Below are 17,638 nucleotides of genomic sequence, written 5' to 3' on the forward strand. Positions count from 1 at the left end.
GTATTCGAGTGGTTTCTAGGTGCTGCGCGGCGCGAAGAACTCGATCACAATTCCGTCGGGATCCTTACAGGTGGCAACGTTCGCCGGCTCAGGACTGACCGAGCTGTGCGGTACGCCCTTACCGTCGAGGTCGGCCAGCCAGGCTTCGATCTCCGCACGGTCTTTGCAGGCGATCGAGATGTGATCGAGGCCAACTCTGGTCTCATCGAATCGATCGTTGTCCGGCGTGCGATCATGCGCCTGCAAGCCGATGACTACCCCAGACTCGGCGAGCATCAGGGTGCGCCGCCAGCCGGTCCCGCTCATGTCCGGGCCGCGCCTCATGCCCAGTGCCTGCACGTACCAGGCGATGCTGGCTTCCAGGTCGGTCACGGTCAGGGTCACGTGGCTGAAGGCTCTCATCGTCGGCATACCGTGATTCTGACACCTACTCGATTCATGCACCACCACGCCAGGTGAGCGGGGCACGTTAGGGCCTGCCGCTCCCGCTCGAGCTTGCCCGTACGTGGCTGCGGGGCTCGTTCGCGTCGGGCGCAACAGGCCGATCATCAGCCAGCGGTAGGTGATGCGGATTCGATCCGTAACTGCTCACAGCGGATATCGGGTCCCACAAACCGGCCCTGGCGAATCTGAGGCTATGGCGTGGCCTTCGGATGTAGCGCGCTGAGAGCAGCTTGCGCAGTAAACCAACCCACCAGTTGGTGGTCCTCATCCAGGACAGGCACGGCGGCGGCTTCGTTGAGGTCTATGGCGTTGAGCGCGTCGGAGAGTAGGTCCGTGCTCCGGACGGTGTCGGGTAGTTCGGTGATGCTAGCGACAGTGGCCTGATCGTGCTCGCCGTCGGCGAGCGCCTCAGCTAGGGCGGCGACAGTCAAAACGCCGCAGTAATCACCTGCGCTGTCGGTGACCGGCACGATCAGGTGTCGCGAAGGCGCGAGGGCGGTCGCGGCGTCCCGCAGCGAACTCCCGTCAGGTAGCGGGGTCGGGACGGCGACCATTACGGTGCTGACCGTGACGGCAGCCGCTCGCGCTGGCCGTGACCGATGAGAGCACCACCATCCCGAATGACTTCGCCGCAAAGTCGCGCAGGATCAGTTCCATCGCGAAGAACACGTCGGCAAGTGGCGCGTTAAAGGTGGCGGCGACACCGCCGGCCGCCCCGCAGGCGACAAGCACTCGAGTGCTGGGCATGGGTGCTCGCACTATGCGCGCGAGCGTGGAACCTAGGGCAGAGCCGATTTGTACGATCGGCCCTTCCCGACCGACCGAGCCGCCGCCGCCGATGCACAACGCGGACGCAAGAGCCTTGACGGCGGCGACCTGCGGTTTGATCCGACCCCCTTGTCGCGCGACGGCGTACATCACTTCGGGCACGCCGTGCCCGCGGGCTTCGCGAGCGAAGAAATGAACCAGAGGTCCGTATATAAGGCCCGCGACAACGGGCGCGCCGAGGACGAACCGGCGTCCGAGACCAGGCACATGCGGTTAGAAGCGGGGCCCACTGCGGAATAGTCAGACTGGAGTCGGCGCAACGTCATGTATGCAGTATGCAACTATTGCTATCTGCAGTTAGTGGTGGGTGCGCGTAAGATCGCCCTCTCCCGATTAGCTCGACCACTGATCAGGGCGTGAACGCCGACAGGTCGGCGATCCCGAGCTGTTCCTCGATTCCACTGACGCGGTCGATCATCTGTGCAAGCGCGTGGTCGCCGTACTGCTTGTTCTCAAGTTCGGCGAATCGCTCGGCCAGTTGATCTAACGTGCGTTGCGTGGTGAGTGTGCGCAAAGCGGGGTAGATGACAGTGTCTTCCCATGCTTCGTGCGGCTCATACATCCGCACAAACTTCGCCATGTCGGCCCGTAGTGAGTCGCGGATCGGCGCGGAGCTGAGGTCGTCCCCGGCCGCCAGCAGGATCGAGGCTGTGAGGTGGCGGCCGCGATCATGCTGCGCGAGCAAGGTTTTCACCAGGTCGTTGTGGTGCTGACGCACGCGCGGGAATACGTACGCCTCCTCGAGTCCTTCGTGGAAGCTCTCGACATACGTCGAGATCAGTTGGGCGGCCTCAATGATCGCCTTCGCCGGCGGGGTCTGACCCGCCGCAAGCTGGTCGCCGGCCGCGCGGTAGGCCAGCAGCACGCGCTTGAGCAGGCCGTGCTCCACCATCAGTTCCTCGCCCGGTGACGGAATGTTCGGTTCGGTCGGCGGCGGCGTACGTGCAACCGCGTTGGTCTCTTCAGCGACGCCGGCCCCGATGACGAGTCCCGCACCGCCGAGGATCAGACTGCGTCGGTCGACGTGCCGCGGACGGGTTGGGACGTCCGATTTCCGGTTGGCAGGCGGCTGCGTGGCGTCAGCGCCGTGTTGGCTTTCGCTCATTTGCCCGGTGGCGTCGTGACCGGCTGCATGTCGGGGTTGAGTGCGTACCACGGCCCGCCGTTCAGATAGAGACCTTGACCGTTGGCGGTGCCAGCGGCCAAATCGCCTGCATAACGGTAAAGCGGATACCCGCCGTAGGTGACGACACTGGCACCTGTGTTCGGGTCGGCGAGTGTGCCGAGATCTAGTGGATTGACGCCCGCAGCGGAGGTCGGCTTGTTACCGCTGGCAATGACCAACGGCGGCCAGGTGCCAGCGCATGGACCCGTGCATGTGACGCGCCCGCCAGCGTCAGGCGGAAACATGTAGAGCGTCCTACCGTGCGAGTCGGCGAGTATCTTTCCGAGCCCCGCCACCTTGCTCGTCGTGACCGTCACGGTCTTTGGCACCGGAATTTCCAAGAGGGCATCGTGCGTGCGGGAGTCGCTGGAGTGTGCGCACGCGCACAGCATCAGCGCCGCAAGTACGACGACACCTGCAAGTTTTAGTGCTCGGCCAGCCGCCGATGGCGTCATTTGGTGAGCTTCGTCGACAGCTTGGTGATGTCGTGGGCGTAGTCGGACACGCTCGTGTCGGCCAGCCACATGAGATCTGCCTTGTCATTGACGAATGCGAGTGTCTGCGCGCCGTGTTCCACGCTGATGCTGCCGTCTGGTTCGGTGACCGGTGGCTGCAGAGGTATGCCGAGTGAGCTCGCGACCGTATCGATTTGGGTCAGAGTTGCGGTCAGCCCGACAAATGGCCGGGCCACACCGTCATCGAAATGTTCCAGCCACGCCTGCATGACCGGTGCGGTGTCGCGGGCCGGGTCGGAGGTCACGAAGACGACCTGAGTCTCGTGTTGGATCTTGGCGGGGAGTTTGCGCAGTGCTTGACCGAGGTCGGCCATCGTCGTCGGACAAATGTCGGGACAACTGGTGTAGCCGAAGTAAACAAGCATAAGTCCGGCACTTTGCAACTGACTGAGACTCGTGGTGCCGCCCGAGCTTTCCTGGAACACGGCCGACTGGGTGGCGGCGTTGATCGTCACGGGAGTGCTCAACTGTTCGCCTCGGAAGGCTCCGGATTGGCGCGGACTGACGGCCGTGACGCTGGATGGCGGGCCGGACGTCTTGGCCGCGCATGCGGTGGCCGCGAACGCGAGTGCAGCGATGACGATCACTGTTAGCGGAAGCCGTCGAAATCGTGACTGCGTGGTGAACATTTAACTCTTTCCAATATGTGCGGGCCGGTAGCCGTTCAGGGCCGGCTAGGAACGCTTTTCCGCGGAGCGAATCGACTCGCGAGATCGCGGCCAGCCGTTCGTTGTAACGCTAGAGTTCGGCATCACCGTCGCGGTCGGCCTGGCCGTCGCGCCGTCTGGCATCGCGTTGGTCCGAACGTATCCATTGCACGGCCGTCGTGCCCGGCACGTCCAGCGTTGGTATCTCGCCACCGGCGTACTGGTAGTCAAGTGGATCTATCGACCATCCTGCTGGCTCATGCGTGAAGTAACTGTTGAGCATCTGGTCGCTCGTCATGATGGAGATGGCATGTCACCACCCCATGGTCTCGGCTACCTCGTGACGGGGGTCAGGTTCGCCGGCTGCCTCGGTAAATGCCCGCAGCGCGGCAATGAGCTCAGTCCGGCGGGCCGTAGGCATCGCCGCAACGATCTTTGCGATCTCCGTTCTTCGACGGCTGGTGACGCGGCGTACGACGCGCGCGCCCGTCGGCGTAAGGCGCACGAGTACCTCACGGCGATTGTGAGGGCTATCGCGGCGATCGACTAATCCGGTAGTGATCAGCCGGTCGACCATTCGCATGGCTGTCGAGGAGTTGACTGCGAGGGCGTCGGCGAGGGTGCTCATGTTGATCTCGCCGTTGTTGCTGAGTACGACGAGTGTGCGGAACTGCGTGGGCGTGATCGTGCCGTCAATCTCGGCCAATGAGCGGCCAGATACACCGACCAGGACACGTGAGGCGGTCAGCACCGCGGTCGTGAATTCCTCAACGCTGACCTGCATGCGTTGATTAGATCGCGTCGGATTCGGTGGGTTCGTCAACTTTAATCTCCATGCTCGACGACGCGATGCCTTATGTATGCGCGAGGCAAAGTTTGCATAGTGCCATAATGCACCCGCCGCGATGCGCTGCTAGGTCTGCCCCATCCGGGCTGCGATTCTCACAGCGCCGTCCGGTGTTACTGGTACATGTACGGTATGCCGTCGGCGTTGTCATCGACGCGCTCGGTCTCGTGGATTCGGCGATACGCCCGGTTGCGGGTTCGCAGGATCATGGCGGCGAGCAGCGCGGCCAGTATCGTACCGATGAGGACACCGATTTTGACGTGGGCATCATGGATTGTGCCGGCGCCGAAAGCGAGGTCGCCAATCAACAGCGAGACGGTAAACCCGATCCCTGCCAGCACGCTGACACCGAACACGTCGAGCCATCTCAGGTTCGTGTCGAGGGTGGCGCCGGTGAATCGGGACAGCAGATACGTGGTGCCGGAAATGCCGACCGCTTTTCCTACTATGAGCCCGGCGATGATCCCGAGCGTGACGGTGTCGGTCAGCGCGTCGGCCAGGCCACTAAATCCGCCGATCGTGACGCCAGCGGCGAAAAACGCGAAGACCGGCACCGCGATGCCGGCGGACAGCGGGCGGAAGCGGTGTTCGAAGTGCTCGGCCAGGCCGGGGCCGGCCTCGGGACCGCCGTGGCTGCGACTGCGGATCACTGGGACGACGAATCCGAGCAGTACGCCGGCGACGGTAGCGTGCACGCCGGAGGCGTGCACCAGGCCCCAAGTGATCAGGGCCAAGGGGAGTAGCAGCCACCAGGAGCGGATCCGGCGTTGTACAGCGAAGGCAAATAGTGCCAGCGGGACGATTGCCAACAGCAGCGGGATAAATTGAACATTCTTCGTGTAGAAGATGGCGATGATGGTGACGGCAAGTAGATCGTCCACGACGGCCAGGGTGAGCAAAAACGTTCGCAGGGCGGTCGGGAGATGCGTGTTGATTACTGCGAGGACGGCCAGCGCGAACGCGATGTCTGTTGCCGTAGGAATGGCCCAACCCGCAAGCGTGCCGGAGGTGCCCGTGAGATTGATGGCCACGTATACCACCGCGGGCACGGCCATCCCGCCGACCGCGGCGAGGATGGGTAACGCCGCGCGGCGTGGGTCTCGCAGGTCGCCGGCAACAAACTTGCGCTTGAGCTCGAGGCCGACCACGAAGAAGAAGACTGCGAGCAGACCGTCAGCCGCCCACGTGCCGAGCGACAGGTCGAGGTGCAGGGCAGCCGGGCCGATCTCGTAGTTGCGCAGGGCGTGATAGGAATCCGCTAGCGGGGAGTTGGCCCAGACCAGCGCGATCACCGTGGCGGCAAGCAGCAGGGCCCCGCCAACCGTCTCCTTGCGCAGTACGGCGGCGATACGGGCAGTTTCTGGCCATGACCCGCGCTGAAGCAGCGCCGGCACGGAAGGCTTATGCGTCACGGAAATGGTTCTCCAGGGTTCGGCAAATCTGACTGCCGACCAGGCTTCCCGGCGCACCGCTCACCATTCTACTGAAGTCGGGACTCAGCGGGAGTGATGGTGATTAGTGACGGGAACCGCGAAGTGATAGGGGCGTCTGCCGTCGGCGCACGCAGACGGCTACGCCACGGATTCGACCTTAGCTTTAATGCGCTCAAGCGTTGTTCTCATGCCATTTCGGTTGGTGCGGCCCCGTGCCCAGCCAAGCAGAGCCCAATAGATGCGTAGTGGCAACGTCTTGGACAGTTCGAACGACTCAGTGACGTTGGTGCCGGCGTCGGTCGACTCGAGGCTGTAGCGCCATGTGTTGATCGGCTTACCGCTCGGCCCGACTCCGAAAGCAAAATCCTTTCCAGGTTCGCACATTGTCACGGTGCAGGTGGTCCAGTAGGTCGGTCCTCTGCCATTACGCCGCACGTGCCCGCGGAACCGGGCGCCGATAGCCGGTCCGGTTGCTCCATCGAGCCATTCGGCCTCGAACGTCTCCGGGCTGTACTCACCGATCCGGGTCACATCGCTGACAAGATCCCAGATCTTGTCAGCGGGCGCTGCCATGTGGACAGTGACTGAGTCATGCACTATTACTGCTCCTTATTCGTCGACGTGTGGGGATATCGAGTCGCGTATCGACATCGACTGCGGCCACGAGATCCTCGCGCGCCCGTGCAATCCTTGAGCGGATCGTGCCTACGGGGCAGCGACACACCTCGGCAGCCTCGGCGTACGACGCTCCGAGCATTTGCGTGAGGACGAACGCGGCTTTGCGATCTGGTTCGAGGTGGTCGACGAGGTCGCGTAACGCGGCGTACGTCGTGAAGTCGCCCGACAGAGTGTCGGCGCGGTCGAGCCCGTTAGCGCTGTCGTGATGGTTCAGCCTCCATGTACGTCGTCGCGAGCGCACATGATCTGCGCACACGCGACGCGCGATGGACAGCAGCCACGTCGTGGCCGACGAGCGCGCCGCGAACGACGACAGGCTGCGGAACGCGCGCAAGTAGGTCTCCTGCGTGAGATCATCGGCTGCCCCGTGACTACCGAGGTAGGAGCATAACCTCCACACGTCGGTCTGGGTAGCGCGGACAAACAGGGCCATCGCGTGGTCGTCGCCGTTGCCTGCCGCGATTGCCCAAGCGGTCACATCTTCGGCAGTTGGCTGGTTATCAAGGGCAGTGACCCTGGGCCTACCGGAAGGCGCCGACGTAGATGACATCAGGCGGGGTGGGTGGAGGCGAGGCTGGCGAAGACGACGATGTTGTCCTCGTAGCTGTGCGCGGTGAAGTCGAATTTGCCGCCGCAGGTGATCAGTCGGAGCGCGGCGTGATCGGTGTTGCCGTAGACCTCGATGGTGGGGAACTGGTTTTTCGGGTATTGGGCGACTTTGTCGATGTTGAATACGGCCACGGTGGCGTCGGTGCGGGTGATCGATACTTGATCGCCCGGCTTGAGCGCGCCGAGCTTGAAGAACACGCCGGGACCGTATTCCTTGGAGTCGATGTGGCCCAGGACGATGGAGGGCCCAAGTTGGCCGGGGGTCGGGGAGCCGGTAAACCACCCGGCTCGGGAGTCTTTTTCCAGTGGAGGTACCTGCACGGTGCCGTCCGGGTTCGTACCTAATTGCAGTAGGTCTGAACTGACGCCGATCGCCGGTACGTCGATGTGGGTCGGCGGCGAGGCGGGCAGCGTTAGTGGTGCCGGGGCTGGGGCGGACGCGGATGGCGTGGTTGAGGTCTGCGGATCGGGTGTTTTCGGAGTACTGCTGGCGGTCGAACTCGTACTGCCAGCAGCAGCCGCCGATGGCATCGGCGCCTGCTGCTGAGAGTTCACGCCGACCACTATGACGATGATGCCGGCGATCAGCAGGACAATGGCCGTCGCGGCGACGATCAGTCGGCCGCGACGGCCGCGCAGCCTGCGCATCGCCCCCTGATCGCGGTGCGTAGGCATGTCGTTACCTCAGTTCTGTGAGAAGCGGCGACGTCCGGCGAACGCGACACCGCCGGCTGCGGCGAGTAGCCCACCGCCGAGGCCGAACAGGGCCTCGTTTTCGATACCTGCGGTGCTGCCGCCGCCCGTGTCTGCGGCCCCACTGGGTGTGGTGCCCATCTGGCTGCTAGCCAACGAGCCGCACAGTGCCGGTGAGGTTGCTGCCAACGGCAACGACGGCACCAGGTCGCTTGGCGCGTCTTGGGCGGCCTTGCTCAGTTTCGTCGGGTCGAGGCCGTGTACGACGATGACGGCGGTACCGGCTTTGATCGATGCGACGCTTTTCGCGTCGAGAGTGATGGTGCGTGAGTATTTGTATCCCGAGCCACTGGGCGCGATTGTCACGTCGGTTCCGGCAGCTGGGCTGGTGTCACCAGAGACGGACAGGGTCGTACCGATGCCACCGTATGCTGGTCCGCCTTCGGTGGTGCTGATGACCCCGTCGCCGTTGGTGTCGGCGGCGGCGGTGGGGCATTGGCCTTTGCCGCCGATGTGGATGTGCTGTACGTGTGGGTATGGCTTGCCCATGAATGTTTCGGCTAGGCCGCTGACGTTCTCAGTGATGGTGGCTTGGTCGCCGTTGAGCTGCAGCATTAGGGTGCCGGAGGCGCCGGAGTTGTTGACCTGCTGCAGGTCGGCTTGGTAGGACGCGCCTGCGTCTGCAGAGGCGACACCACTCATGGACAGGCTCATTGCGCCGATCGCGACCGCGCCTAGTGCGGCCGCCGATCCTCGCACGAATTTACTCTTCGTCTTCTTCTTCATCGCGGTTCCTCCGGTTCAGCCGATCTAGTCGGCGCGTGGATTGTTCGTATGCCGGCTATTCGGAGCTACCCTGCCCATCGGATTGGCCGCGCATCGAAAAACTTCGTGCCCGCGACAGTTCGCGCCGGATGCGGCGTTCATGATGACTCGTCCCGTCGGTCACGGTTCTTGAACACGGGCGATCTTTAATCCGTCGCGGCGCCGAGGTGACTCGACCGGGGACTTCTTCTTGCCGTCGTGAATCCGCGGGCTCGTAGGGCAAGCCGTTGTGCCAGCGGTGTCGAACCACGACTAAGACGCTCATCGTGGGCGACGACAGGAGGAACAGACATGACGACAAGGAAGCCTATGGCGGCTGCGGCCTTGGTGGCCGCGATCATCGGGTTAGCTGGATGCGGGTCCGCAAGCCAGGACACCGGAAGCTCTGTCGCGCCCGCACCAAGTACAAGCTCCGCGACCGCGCCGTCTGCGAAGAGTTCAAACGCAACCGTGATGCTCATGATCAAGAACTACAAGTACAGCGGTGCGGAGTCAGTGAGCCCAGGAGCGAAGATCATGGTGATGAACGAGGACTCGGTCAATCACACCGTGACTGCTGAGAACAAGAGTGATTTCGATGTGACGGTGAAGGCCGGTGAGTCCGTCACATTCACCGCACCGACGAAGCCCGGGACGTATAAATACACCTGCACGTTTCATCCGAACATGATGGGCACGCTGGTGGTGAAATGAGTCGGCACGCAGGCGCGCGCACGTCGCCGGTGGAGTTGGTGCTGCGGGTGCTGGTCGTCGCGACGCTGACAGTCGATGCGGTGGTGCATCTGCGCCTGGCCGGGATGTATCAAGCGGCCGCATCCGGCGGAGTCGGTGAGGGCACGTTGTTCCGGGTCGAAGCCGTCCTCGCCATCCTGTCGGCATTGTTTGTAGCGGCTCGCGGTAGTAAGGCCGCGTATGCGGCGGCTTTCGTAGTCACGCTCGGCGGCCTTGTGGTTGTGCTCCTGTACCGATACGTGAACGTTCCCGCTTTCGGTCCGATTCCGGCGATGTATGAACCCGTCTGGTTCTTCCAGAAATCACTGAGCGCCGTCGCCCAAGGTGTAGGCGCGGTCGCCGCCGCCGCCGGATTTGTGCACACCCGGCGCAGGTGACACGCCGTTGCGACCTCGACGCGCGGTTGACTCTCACGTGCATGCCGTACGAGATTCGATGTGGTGAATCATTGGCGCGTCTGCAGTTTTCACTTCACTTCCGCCGCTCTTGTAGCCATCTCGTGACCTCCGAGAGTGTCACGATCGGCTCTGGGGAAGTACCTTGATGAAGGTTGAGCAGACAGCCGTGACTCTTGGTCGACGATGCGCCCTCGGCGTACCGACCCGGCACAGGTAGGGACTGTCACGTGCCAACGCCAACACTTGCGAACCACTCATCGAACGATGACGCCCAATTCCACGTGCAGCGCGCGGGTACCACCGCGACCCTGACCATCACGGGCCTGCTCACCGGCCCTCATGTTCAATCGCTACGGGAAATGCTCGAGTGGCTGAGCACGCAGGGCCTGAGCGCAGTGACGATCAACCTTGACGTTTCTGCTGGTGTCGGAGCCGCCGTCTTGCGCCTGCTCCGGTTATCGCGCAGCAAACTACGCGGCCAGGGTGGAGACCTCGTTGCCCGCTCGGCCGATCCCAACATCATGGAGATGCTCGCGTTGATCGGGCTCGGCGAGCACAACGCTGCAAACGCGGCCGAAGGGCACCGGACCCGGTGACTAGCTGCCGCGAAGCGCAGCAGGGCGCGAACTCCCCCCATTCATGCCGATTCCGGTCCAGCGTCGCGGCTTACTGGTCGTCGTTCCATCATCCACGCTCAGCGCCGTCATCTTGTTTCGCGACCAGGGCCCGGCTGTCTGTGAATTCTGTCAGCCGCCGACGTTAGGTGCGACCATCTTCGCGCTGAGTTCCCACAACTGCCGGGCTAGCTTGTCGTCATAGGCCTGCGTGTTAGCTCTGGACACCTTGCGCTTGTAGTAATACTCCCCTGGGGTCCAGTCGACTCCCGGGGACGCGGTAGCAAGCCACTCAAGCGTGTCCGCGCCCTTCTCGGGCGAGGTGAGACTTCTCTTCAGCATCGTCCGGTAGATGAATCGTAGATAACTTGAGGAGCCGGCCGAGAAGTTCGTGGCGACGTACCCAGGATGGAACGCCGCGCTAGCAATGCCAGCTCGCCGATACCGGCGATCGAGCTCTTTCGTGAACAGAATATTCGCCAGTTTGGCGTCGCCGTAGGCCTTATTGGCTGAATACTTAGAGCGCGCATCCAAGTCGTTGATATCGAGGTTGCCGAAAAACCTGTTGGCGACACTGGATGTGTTGATAATGCGGGCCTTGGAATCAATAAGCCGATCGACGAGCAAGGTGGTCAGAAGGAACGGGGCGAGGTGATTAACCTGAAACGTCCTTTCGTGCCCGTCGTCCGTTTCCTCCCGTTTGCCCATGATTCCGCCGGCGTTATTGGCGAGCACGTCGATTCGGGGATACCGCTCGCGCAATTGGGCTGCGAGCACGCGCACCTGGTCGAGGTGCGCAAAGTCAGCAATGAAGTGGTCCGCGCCGAGCGCCGTCGCAATCGCGGTCGTCTTCTGTTCTGACCGACCTACGAGCACAACCCTTTCACCGACGGCGCTGAAATGACGAGCGGCGGCCGCTCCGATTCCGTCGCTCGCGCCGGTGATAACTATCGTCCGTGCAGGCATGTTTCCTCTTTCGTCGGAGAGTGCGCCTTTCACCTCGGCTACAGGCAGGGATCGCTACCTCAACTCTCTTTGGCTATCCGCCTCCCGCCGGCGGAGGCCAGGCTGGCGAACGCTACACCGTCGGTTGCGATGAGCGGTCCACCGCGGTCGCCGAACAGGGCCTCGTTTCCGATGCCTCCGTAGGGGGGTCCACTGTCAGCCGGCCTAGCCGGCGCGTGGATTGTTTCGTATGCCGACTATTCGAAGTCGCGACCGCTAACGGATTGGCGCCGATCGAAACGGGCGTTGATCGTGACAATTTTGCGTCCAGCCGCGCTCACAGACACGCATACGGATCCAGGCAGAGCAATCCGGATGGGCCGCGACTTCGAACCATGAACTACACAACCGGATCATGTGGATCGCTAATGGGAGCTTGATATGAAACGACTGAAGTTGCTTGTTGCCCTCATGGCAGCGGCCGGTATTTTGCTCGGCGGTTGCGCTACCTCCGGTGCCGCTACCACAGGCGCCGGATCGACAGCGTCATCCGTCACCGCGGGTAAAGGCGGTCCGACGGACTCTGCGCTGATGGTCTGTGGGGAGGAGCCGGCTAGCAGTATCACCCAAATTCTTGGCCTCGATAAGTCGCCACACAAAGTGCATACCTGGGCCAACAAGCTTTATACCTGCACCTATCATCTGCCGATGGGCGAGTTCGTGCTCTCGGTCAAAGAATCCGCAGACGACGCGGCCGCGATTGCCTATTTCAACGACCTGCAGACCAAACTTGCGCCGACGACACCGATTGAAGGACTGGCGAATCTAGGATTCCCGGCCTATAACACGACCGCCGGCGCGACAGTATTTGTCAAGGACAATATGACGTTGCAGGTGGATGCGAGCAAACTACCAGCGACGCTAGGCCCGCACAACATATCGCGCAATGACCTCTCCTATCAGGTCGCGACCGTCATACTGGCATGCTGGAAAGAGCATCAGTGAGGGTCTAGTCATCGCAATATGCCACGCGGATTCTACGCATCGAGGTCGGCGACTAGCTGGACCACCAGCATCCGACCGCCTAGGTGATAAATCGCTTCACAATGGGTACTAGGAACTCGGTGAGAGTCTCTGCGTCGAAGGAGTCGATTGATATGTCCGATCCGCTTCCCCCGGACGAGTCGCCCCGCGCCGCGGCGCTTCCTGGAGACCTGGGCCAGAGCCCCCCGGGCCCGGATCCGGAAACAGAGTTGGCACGAGGCAATGCGCCTGGGTTGGACCGTCACGGACGGGTACGACGTACTCGGACGAGCGGCATTTGGGTTGGCCTGATCCTGTCGGCGATCTTCCTCATTTTGCTGATCGTGTTCATCGCCCAAAATTCACATCAAGCCTCAGTGCACTTCTTCGGCTGGGATGGGAATTTTCCGCTTGGTCTGACCATCCTCTTCGCCGCCATCGCGGGCATGCTCCTGGTCGCTATCCCTGGCACGGTGCGGATTCTTCAGTTACGCCGAAACCTGCGCAAGAACGCGCCACATCCGACAATTCAGTAGACCTACCGTTACGGAGCTACTCTCTCTTCTCACCACCAATCCGTGCCCGCCGCGACTTCGAACTTCTGATGGGATAGCGCGCCGATGTGGCGCGACTTGCGAGAGACGGAGCAACGATGACCAGTACCGCCGAACGTGTGGTCGCCTTGGTGCGACCGGTAATTGGCAGCGACCTTCCGGTCCGCATCCGCGCCTGGGACGGCAGTGAGGCGGGGCCACTGAACGCTCCCGTCGTTCATTTGACGTCCCGGCGCGCGCTCCGGCGGATCCTGTGGCACCCTGACGAGCTCGGTCTGGCGCAGGCCTATGTCACCGGGGAGCTTGACGCGCCAGGCGGGGCGGACGACGTCGTTGATGCGTTACGCCGAGCGTGGCAGACCACGCCTACCAGAGCGCATCGACCGGACGCCCGTCACCTGCTCACCGCGGTGGCGACCGGTGCGCGGTTGGGCGCACTGGGCCTTCGGCCCAAACCTCCTGTGTCGCAAGCTCGCCTCGACGGTGACGTGCACACCACGACGCGCGACAAGGCGGCGATCTCGCACCACTACGACCTGTCCAACGATTTTTACGCGCTTCTCCTGGACGAGTCGATGGCGTACTCCTGTGCTTACTACTCGCGCCCCGATATGAGCCTGGCGGAAGCTCAACGCGCGAAGCTCGACCTGATCTGCCGCAAACTTGATCTTCGCCCAGGGATGCGATTACTCGATGTCGGTTGTGGCTGGGGTTCGCTGAGCCTGCACGCGGCCGAACATTACGGCGCGGTCGTGCTCGGTGTGACGATATCGCGGCAACAGCAGGAGTTCGTCGCCAAACGGATCGCCGATCGAGGGCTTGACGGCCAAGTCGAGGTGCGCTTGCAGGATTACCGTGAGGTACGAGAGGCGCCGTTCGATGCGGTGAGCTCGATTGAGATGGGCGAGCATGTCGGAGAGGATAACTACGGCACGTACGCCGGGGTGCTGTTCGAGCAACTCAAGCCGTCCGGTCGTATGCTCCTGCAGCAGATGTCGCGGCACCGCGACGCCGCGCCTGGCGGCGGCGCCTTCATCGAGAATTTCATCGCACCGGACATGCACATGCGGCCACTGCCGGACACGTTGCGGTTCTTACAAGACGCTGGTTTCGAGATCCGCGAGGTCCAGGCGATGCGCGAACACTACGCGCGCACGGTCGCTGACTGGCACGACACCTTTGAGAAGCACTACCGCGAGGCCGTGTCCATGGTGGGAGAGGAAATCGCTCGGGTGTGGCGGCTCTATCTGATCGGTGGTGGGCTCACATTCGAGCAAGGGAGGATGGGCGTCGATCAGATACTCGCCGTGCGTCCGGCGTACGGCGCCGCTTCGGTCTGCCAGGTACCCGATTGGAATCAGACGTAAATGAGCGACTTCCCGACAGACGCCTTCCTTCGTGCCGTTCCATGGGCGATAGGAGCCGTGCTCGTCGTACTGCTCGGCACTTATGTGGCGTCCCGGTGGCTTGGCAAGCACTCCGTGGTCGACACCGCGTGGGGTCTGCTGTTCTGTGCGGTCGCGATCGTGTCGTTCATAAGTTCGCAGGGCACGGGCGATGACGGACGTCGGTGGCTGCTGTTCGTCATGACAATGGTCTGGGGGTTAAGGCTCGCGTGGCACATCGGATCACGGAGTCGAGGCAAGGGCGAGGACCCACGCTATAAGGCGATGCTGGAGGGGCATGGCACGGCGTACGTCGTCGTTGTTGTCTACCTACTGCAGGGATTCCTGGCATTGTTGGTGTCCATGCCCGTGCTGGTGGGAAGTTTCGTGCCGGTCCCACTATCGCCGATCGTTATCGTCGGTGTCGCGTTCTGGATTGTCGGCCTTATCTTTGAGGCGGTCGGCGACTGGCAGCTTGAGTGCTATAAGTCCGACCCCGATCGCGATCAGGTCCTCGACACGGGCTTGTGGCGCTATACCCGTCATCCCAACTATTTCGGCGACGCATGTGTCTGGCTCGGGATCTTCCTCGTCGTCGCACCGAGTTGGCCGGGCGCGTTGACTGTGCTCTCGCCCGCGGTCATGATCTACCTGCTCGCCTTCGGTTCGGGAAAGCGTGTCCTGGAAAGATCGATGGCGCGCCGCCCCGGATACGTCGACTACATGCGACGCACCTCTGGTTTCGTGCCGCTTCCACCTCGCCGTTAGGCGCTGTTCGCCTCCACCCACCGGTCGATATCCGACCAATGGGTGTTGAGCCAGTTCACGCGTTGATCGCGGTCGGTCGGCACGTCGGCGGCGGGCACAAAAGTCCACCGCATGTGCAGTCTCTTGTGCACGGGGATTTCGCGCCATATGTCCCGGGCGGTGAGCATATGGTCCAGTCCGGTGTGCGCGACGAAGACGACGTCAGCCGAAGGCGCGGCATCAAGAGCGGCAAGCACGCCCGCGGGCCGAGGCGGGAGCAGGTGCTTGAGCGACTGCGCACTGGTCGCGGCCTCCGTGTGACCGGCGTCGGTGAGTCGCTGGATCGCCCTGGTGCGGCGCTTAGGGGTGAAGTTGCCGCCCTCCGGGAAGATCAGCAGTGCGTCCTTGTCGCTCATGCCGTCGGCGAGGGCCGCGATGCCGCTCGGCATGTCCTCGCCCGGGCCCGGGTTGGGATTGACAAACTTCGCCGGAAGCCGGTTGAGGTAGAGATCGCAGACCGGGTCGAACTGCATGGCATCTTTGAGCACCACGCGGGTTCGGCGCAGATGGTCGCTGTTCATGAGGGTGTTCATCAGGAGCAGGCTGTCGCCGGGCCCGGCGTGCCTGCTGAGCACGAGCATCGCGTTGGTTGATCCGGGTACGCCGTCGTCAAGCGGGCTCCAGGAGCGCACGTCTGTCGTCAGATCCAGTTGGAACAACCGACGAGCCGAACCGACCAGTACCGCGAGAACCCAACGCAGTGCGGCGTAGTGCGCGTCCTGGAAGCGGCGTGAGCGAATAGCCGCACCGAAACCACTGGCGATCCACAGCGCGCCGGCAGTGATGACGGCCGCGGATTCCGCGAGCAGGCCGACGATGGCAAAACCAAGTAGCCGCAACGCGCGCCATTTACCTGGCAGCCAGTGCGAGAGGACCAACGCAACGATCACCAGCAGTGGCGAGGCGGCGACGGTAAACAAGAGCAGCACGTAGAGCGCGACATAGGTGAGAATGCGGCGTACCCATCTCGGCAGTCTCATGGTTTCGTCGACTCCGCGTCCAGATACGCCCGGGTCGCCTCGTAAGCGGATCGGATGCGGTCGGGTACCGCAGAGAAGTCGCGGTAGCGGAGCTGCTGACGACCGCCTACTTTGACAGGGTTGCCTGTGGGGAGAACGTGAACCTTCACGTGGGTCGGCAGGTTCGCCATAGTGGTAGCGAAGCGGTGCCGTCGGGCGATTTCGAACGCTACGGTACCTACCTCCCACGGCCGAGTGGGAGCTTTGAGCGGAGTCTCGATGCGACCGACCTGGAGCACGTAAATAGTGTGCATGCCCATCTCGATGGCGCGTCCGACGGGGATGCTGTCGACCAGGCCGCCGTCCATGAAGTGCTCACCGTCGATCTCGACCGGCGCGAGAAGCCCGGGTACGGCGCTGCTGGCAAGCACCGCGTCCACCACTGGTCCATTGGTGAACCAGTGCTCCGACGCGGTCTCGATGCTCGCCGCTACGCAGCCGAACGGAACCGTGAGGTCATCGATTGATTGGTCGCCGAACTCCGACTGGAGCAGCTCGCGCAACGGATCGGCCTGATGCAAATGGGTTTTCGTCCGGATCAGCGTCTTCGTTTGCGACAGCAGCGAACCGCCGAGGACGTTGCCGCCGATGAGCTCATGCCAGAGTGACGTCAGCCGCTCGATTGCGCCGATGCTCGGATCTGCGGAGATCATCGCGCCATTGATCGCACCGATCGACGTACCGAGCACCAAGTCGGGTCGCGCATCAGCCTCAATCAACGCGCGCAGCATGCCAACCTCGCTGGCGCCGAGCACGCCGCCACCGCCGAGTACAAATGCCACGCGGGCGTCGCCCTTCGTGACGCGCTCGTCGTAGGTCATCCCTGACGGGCCCGACCTTGAGCGTCCCAGCCGTCTCGCACGTTGCCATGGGCGTGCGCCGCACGCAGCTGCGACGCGATACCGACCGCGGCAAGCACGACATACGCGACGTATAGCCACCATCGATCACTCAGCTGGGCGTTTACGTCCGCGCTGTTGATCGGGCCGGTACCAATAGCCCCGGAGACGACGAGTACACCGAAGATGATGGCGCTGGCGCCCGCGACGGCGCTGACGACGACGAGCAGGACCATAGGCAGGTTCGCGATGATGGCGAGCGCTGCAAGCGCGACCCCGACCGCGACGCCTGCGAGGACGATCACCCAGTTCCACGACACGCCGACAGCGGCCACCACACTCGAGCCGACCGCGAACCCTGCCGCCGCCATCGAAATGATCACCGCGACCGCGTAGTACGCGTAGGCGAGCGCGCCGAACAGTAGGCCGATCACTATGCCAACAATCCAACCGGTCGTCGAGGTCAGATAGCGGCCGTCATCGTTGCTCGCAACGAGTCCCGCACCAAGATAGAAGCCTGCGATGGCCGCCCAGACCGGGATGACAACGCGCAACGCGCCGTAGCCGCGGAAGCAGAACACCAGGCCGGCGATGATCGCCAGGATGCCCATCGTCACGCTTTGGGTGGAGCCGGTCAT

25 protein-coding genes are annotated in these 17,638 nt (G+C 62.9%); 7 read left to right on the forward strand and 18 right to left on the reverse strand.

Annotated features, from left to right (window positions below; all coding sequences use genetic code 11):
• Window positions 1-15: 15 nt before the first annotated feature.
• From CLV47_RS00940 to CLV47_RS21940, 14 genes are all read right to left on the reverse strand, one after another.
• A complete protein-coding gene (locus CLV47_RS00940; protein WP_170110898.1) occupies window positions 16-411 on the reverse strand; it encodes a VOC family protein in 396 nt (131 codons plus the stop codon).
• A 224-nt stretch (window positions 412-635) separates the two neighbouring features.
• Window positions 636-998 (reverse strand): CBS domain-containing protein, encoded by a 363-nt coding sequence (locus CLV47_RS00945; protein ID WP_106347124.1) that lies wholly within the window; start codon window positions 996-998, stop codon window positions 636-638.
• Complete coding sequence (locus tag CLV47_RS00950; protein ID WP_202862306.1) at window positions 970-1,479, reverse strand: chloride channel protein; 510 nt, start codon at window positions 1,477-1,479, stop codon at window positions 970-972. The genes CLV47_RS00945 and CLV47_RS00950 overlap by 29 nt, the downstream gene beginning before the upstream one ends.
• A 142-nt stretch (window positions 1,480-1,621) precedes the next feature.
• Window positions 1,622-2,377 (reverse strand): hemerythrin domain-containing protein, encoded by a 756-nt coding sequence (locus CLV47_RS00955; RefSeq protein WP_106347125.1) that lies wholly within the window; start codon window positions 2,375-2,377, stop codon window positions 1,622-1,624.
• A complete protein-coding gene (locus tag CLV47_RS00960; protein WP_106347126.1) occupies window positions 2,374-2,892 on the reverse strand; it encodes a COG4315 family predicted lipoprotein in 519 nt (172 codons plus the stop codon). Before CLV47_RS00960 ends, CLV47_RS00955 begins: the two co-directional genes overlap by 4 nt.
• On the reverse strand, window positions 2,889-3,581 hold the full coding sequence (locus CLV47_RS00965; RefSeq protein ID WP_106347127.1) for an SCO family protein: 693 nt from the start codon (window positions 3,579-3,581) through the stop codon (window positions 2,889-2,891). The genes CLV47_RS00960 and CLV47_RS00965 overlap by 4 nt, the downstream gene beginning before the upstream one ends.
• 109 nt (window positions 3,582-3,690) lie before the next feature.
• Window positions 3,691-3,897 (reverse strand): cytochrome c oxidase assembly protein, encoded by a 207-nt coding sequence (locus CLV47_RS00970; protein ID WP_106347128.1) that lies wholly within the window; start codon window positions 3,895-3,897, stop codon window positions 3,691-3,693.
• A gap of 15 nt (window positions 3,898-3,912) precedes the next feature.
• Complete coding sequence (locus tag CLV47_RS00975) at window positions 3,913-4,383, reverse strand: MarR family winged helix-turn-helix transcriptional regulator (protein ID WP_106347129.1); 471 nt, start codon at window positions 4,381-4,383, stop codon at window positions 3,913-3,915.
• A 176-nt stretch (window positions 4,384-4,559) separates the two neighbouring features.
• The gene (gene nhaA, locus CLV47_RS00980) at window positions 4,560-5,858 is read right to left on the reverse strand and encodes a Na+/H+ antiporter NhaA (protein ID WP_106347130.1); all 1,299 of its coding nucleotides are present in this window, start codon (window positions 5,856-5,858) and stop codon (window positions 4,560-4,562) included.
• 159 nt (window positions 5,859-6,017) lie between these two features.
• Window positions 6,018-6,476, reverse strand: coding sequence for an SRPBCC family protein (locus CLV47_RS00985; RefSeq protein ID WP_106347131.1), 459 nt, complete (start codon window positions 6,474-6,476; stop codon window positions 6,018-6,020).
• Complete coding sequence (locus tag CLV47_RS00990) at window positions 6,469-7,035, reverse strand: sigma-70 family RNA polymerase sigma factor (protein ID WP_238145156.1); 567 nt, start codon at window positions 7,033-7,035, stop codon at window positions 6,469-6,471. The genes CLV47_RS00985 and CLV47_RS00990 overlap by 8 nt, the downstream gene beginning before the upstream one ends.
• A 71-nt stretch (window positions 7,036-7,106) precedes the next feature.
• On the reverse strand, window positions 7,107-7,841 hold the full coding sequence (locus tag CLV47_RS00995) for a class F sortase (protein ID WP_202862307.1): 735 nt from the start codon (window positions 7,839-7,841) through the stop codon (window positions 7,107-7,109).
• 9 nt (window positions 7,842-7,850) lie between these two features.
• Complete coding sequence (locus CLV47_RS01000; RefSeq protein ID WP_202862308.1) at window positions 7,851-8,645, reverse strand: CHRD domain-containing protein; 795 nt, start codon at window positions 8,643-8,645, stop codon at window positions 7,851-7,853.
• Between the two features lie 185 nt (window positions 8,646-8,830).
• Window positions 8,831-9,145: a hypothetical protein gene (locus tag CLV47_RS21940; protein ID WP_170110899.1), complete on the reverse strand. Its 315-nt coding sequence runs from the start codon at window positions 9,143-9,145 to the stop codon at window positions 8,831-8,833.
• Between CLV47_RS21940 and CLV47_RS21945 the strand changes: the two genes are divergently transcribed.
• From CLV47_RS21945 to CLV47_RS01015, 3 genes are all read left to right on the forward strand, one after another.
• The gene (locus CLV47_RS21945; RefSeq protein WP_170110900.1) at window positions 9,144-9,377 is read left to right on the forward strand and encodes a cupredoxin domain-containing protein; all 234 of its coding nucleotides are present in this window, start codon (window positions 9,144-9,146) and stop codon (window positions 9,375-9,377) included. The genes CLV47_RS21940 and CLV47_RS21945 overlap by 2 nt on opposite strands.
• Window positions 9,374-9,793 (forward strand): hypothetical protein, encoded by a 420-nt coding sequence (locus CLV47_RS01010; RefSeq protein ID WP_106347135.1) that lies wholly within the window; start codon window positions 9,374-9,376, stop codon window positions 9,791-9,793. Before CLV47_RS21945 ends, CLV47_RS01010 begins: the two co-directional genes overlap by 4 nt.
• 248 nt (window positions 9,794-10,041) lie before the next feature.
• The gene (locus CLV47_RS01015; protein ID WP_146135246.1) at window positions 10,042-10,410 is read left to right on the forward strand and encodes an STAS domain-containing protein; all 369 of its coding nucleotides are present in this window, start codon (window positions 10,042-10,044) and stop codon (window positions 10,408-10,410) included.
• 150 nt (window positions 10,411-10,560) lie between these two features.
• Here CLV47_RS01015 and CLV47_RS01020 read toward each other — a convergent pair whose 3' ends face one another.
• The gene (locus CLV47_RS01020) at window positions 10,561-11,394 is read right to left on the reverse strand and encodes an SDR family NAD(P)-dependent oxidoreductase (RefSeq protein ID WP_106347137.1); all 834 of its coding nucleotides are present in this window, start codon (window positions 11,392-11,394) and stop codon (window positions 10,561-10,563) included.
• A 420-nt stretch (window positions 11,395-11,814) separates the two neighbouring features.
• Between CLV47_RS01020 and CLV47_RS01025 the strand changes: the two genes are divergently transcribed.
• From CLV47_RS01025 to CLV47_RS01040, 4 genes are all read left to right on the forward strand, one after another.
• Window positions 11,815-12,378 carry a hypothetical protein gene (locus CLV47_RS01025; protein ID WP_106347138.1) on the forward strand — a complete coding sequence of 188 codons (564 nt, stop codon included), beginning with the start codon at window positions 11,815-11,817 and terminating at the stop codon, window positions 12,376-12,378.
• Between the two features lie 152 nt (window positions 12,379-12,530).
• A complete protein-coding gene (locus tag CLV47_RS01030) occupies window positions 12,531-12,932 on the forward strand; it encodes a LapA family protein (protein WP_170110901.1) in 402 nt (133 codons plus the stop codon).
• A gap of 116 nt (window positions 12,933-13,048) precedes the next feature.
• Window positions 13,049-14,317, forward strand: coding sequence for an SAM-dependent methyltransferase (locus tag CLV47_RS01035; protein ID WP_106347140.1), 1,269 nt, complete (start codon window positions 13,049-13,051; stop codon window positions 14,315-14,317).
• Window positions 14,318-15,103 carry a DUF1295 domain-containing protein gene (locus CLV47_RS01040; RefSeq protein ID WP_106347141.1) on the forward strand — a complete coding sequence of 262 codons (786 nt, stop codon included), beginning with the start codon at window positions 14,318-14,320 and terminating at the stop codon, window positions 15,101-15,103.
• On the opposite strand, the gene CLV47_RS01045 is transcribed toward CLV47_RS01040, so the two are convergent.
• Genes CLV47_RS01045 through CLV47_RS01055 form a run of 3 tightly spaced genes read right to left on the reverse strand, consistent with a single transcriptional unit; the run spans window position 15,100 to window position 17,638 of the window.
• Window positions 15,100-16,122: a lysophospholipid acyltransferase family protein gene (locus CLV47_RS01045; protein ID WP_106347142.1), complete on the reverse strand. Its 1,023-nt coding sequence runs from the start codon at window positions 16,120-16,122 to the stop codon at window positions 15,100-15,102. The two genes, CLV47_RS01040 and CLV47_RS01045, sit on opposite strands and share 4 nt — an antisense overlap.
• Window positions 16,119-16,982, reverse strand: coding sequence for a patatin-like phospholipase family protein (locus CLV47_RS01050; RefSeq protein ID WP_106347143.1), 864 nt, complete (start codon window positions 16,980-16,982; stop codon window positions 16,119-16,121). The genes CLV47_RS01045 and CLV47_RS01050 overlap by 4 nt, the downstream gene beginning before the upstream one ends.
• Window positions 16,979-17,638 (reverse strand): TM7S3/TM198-like domain-containing protein, encoded by a 660-nt coding sequence (locus CLV47_RS01055; protein WP_106347144.1) that lies wholly within the window; start codon window positions 17,636-17,638, stop codon window positions 16,979-16,981. Before CLV47_RS01055 ends, CLV47_RS01050 begins: the two co-directional genes overlap by 4 nt.

Origin of the sequence: Antricoccus suffuscus (genome assembly GCF_003003235.1) — a bacterium.
GTDB classification, from domain to species: Bacteria; Actinomycetota; Actinomycetes; order Mycobacteriales; family Antricoccaceae; genus Antricoccus; species Antricoccus suffuscus.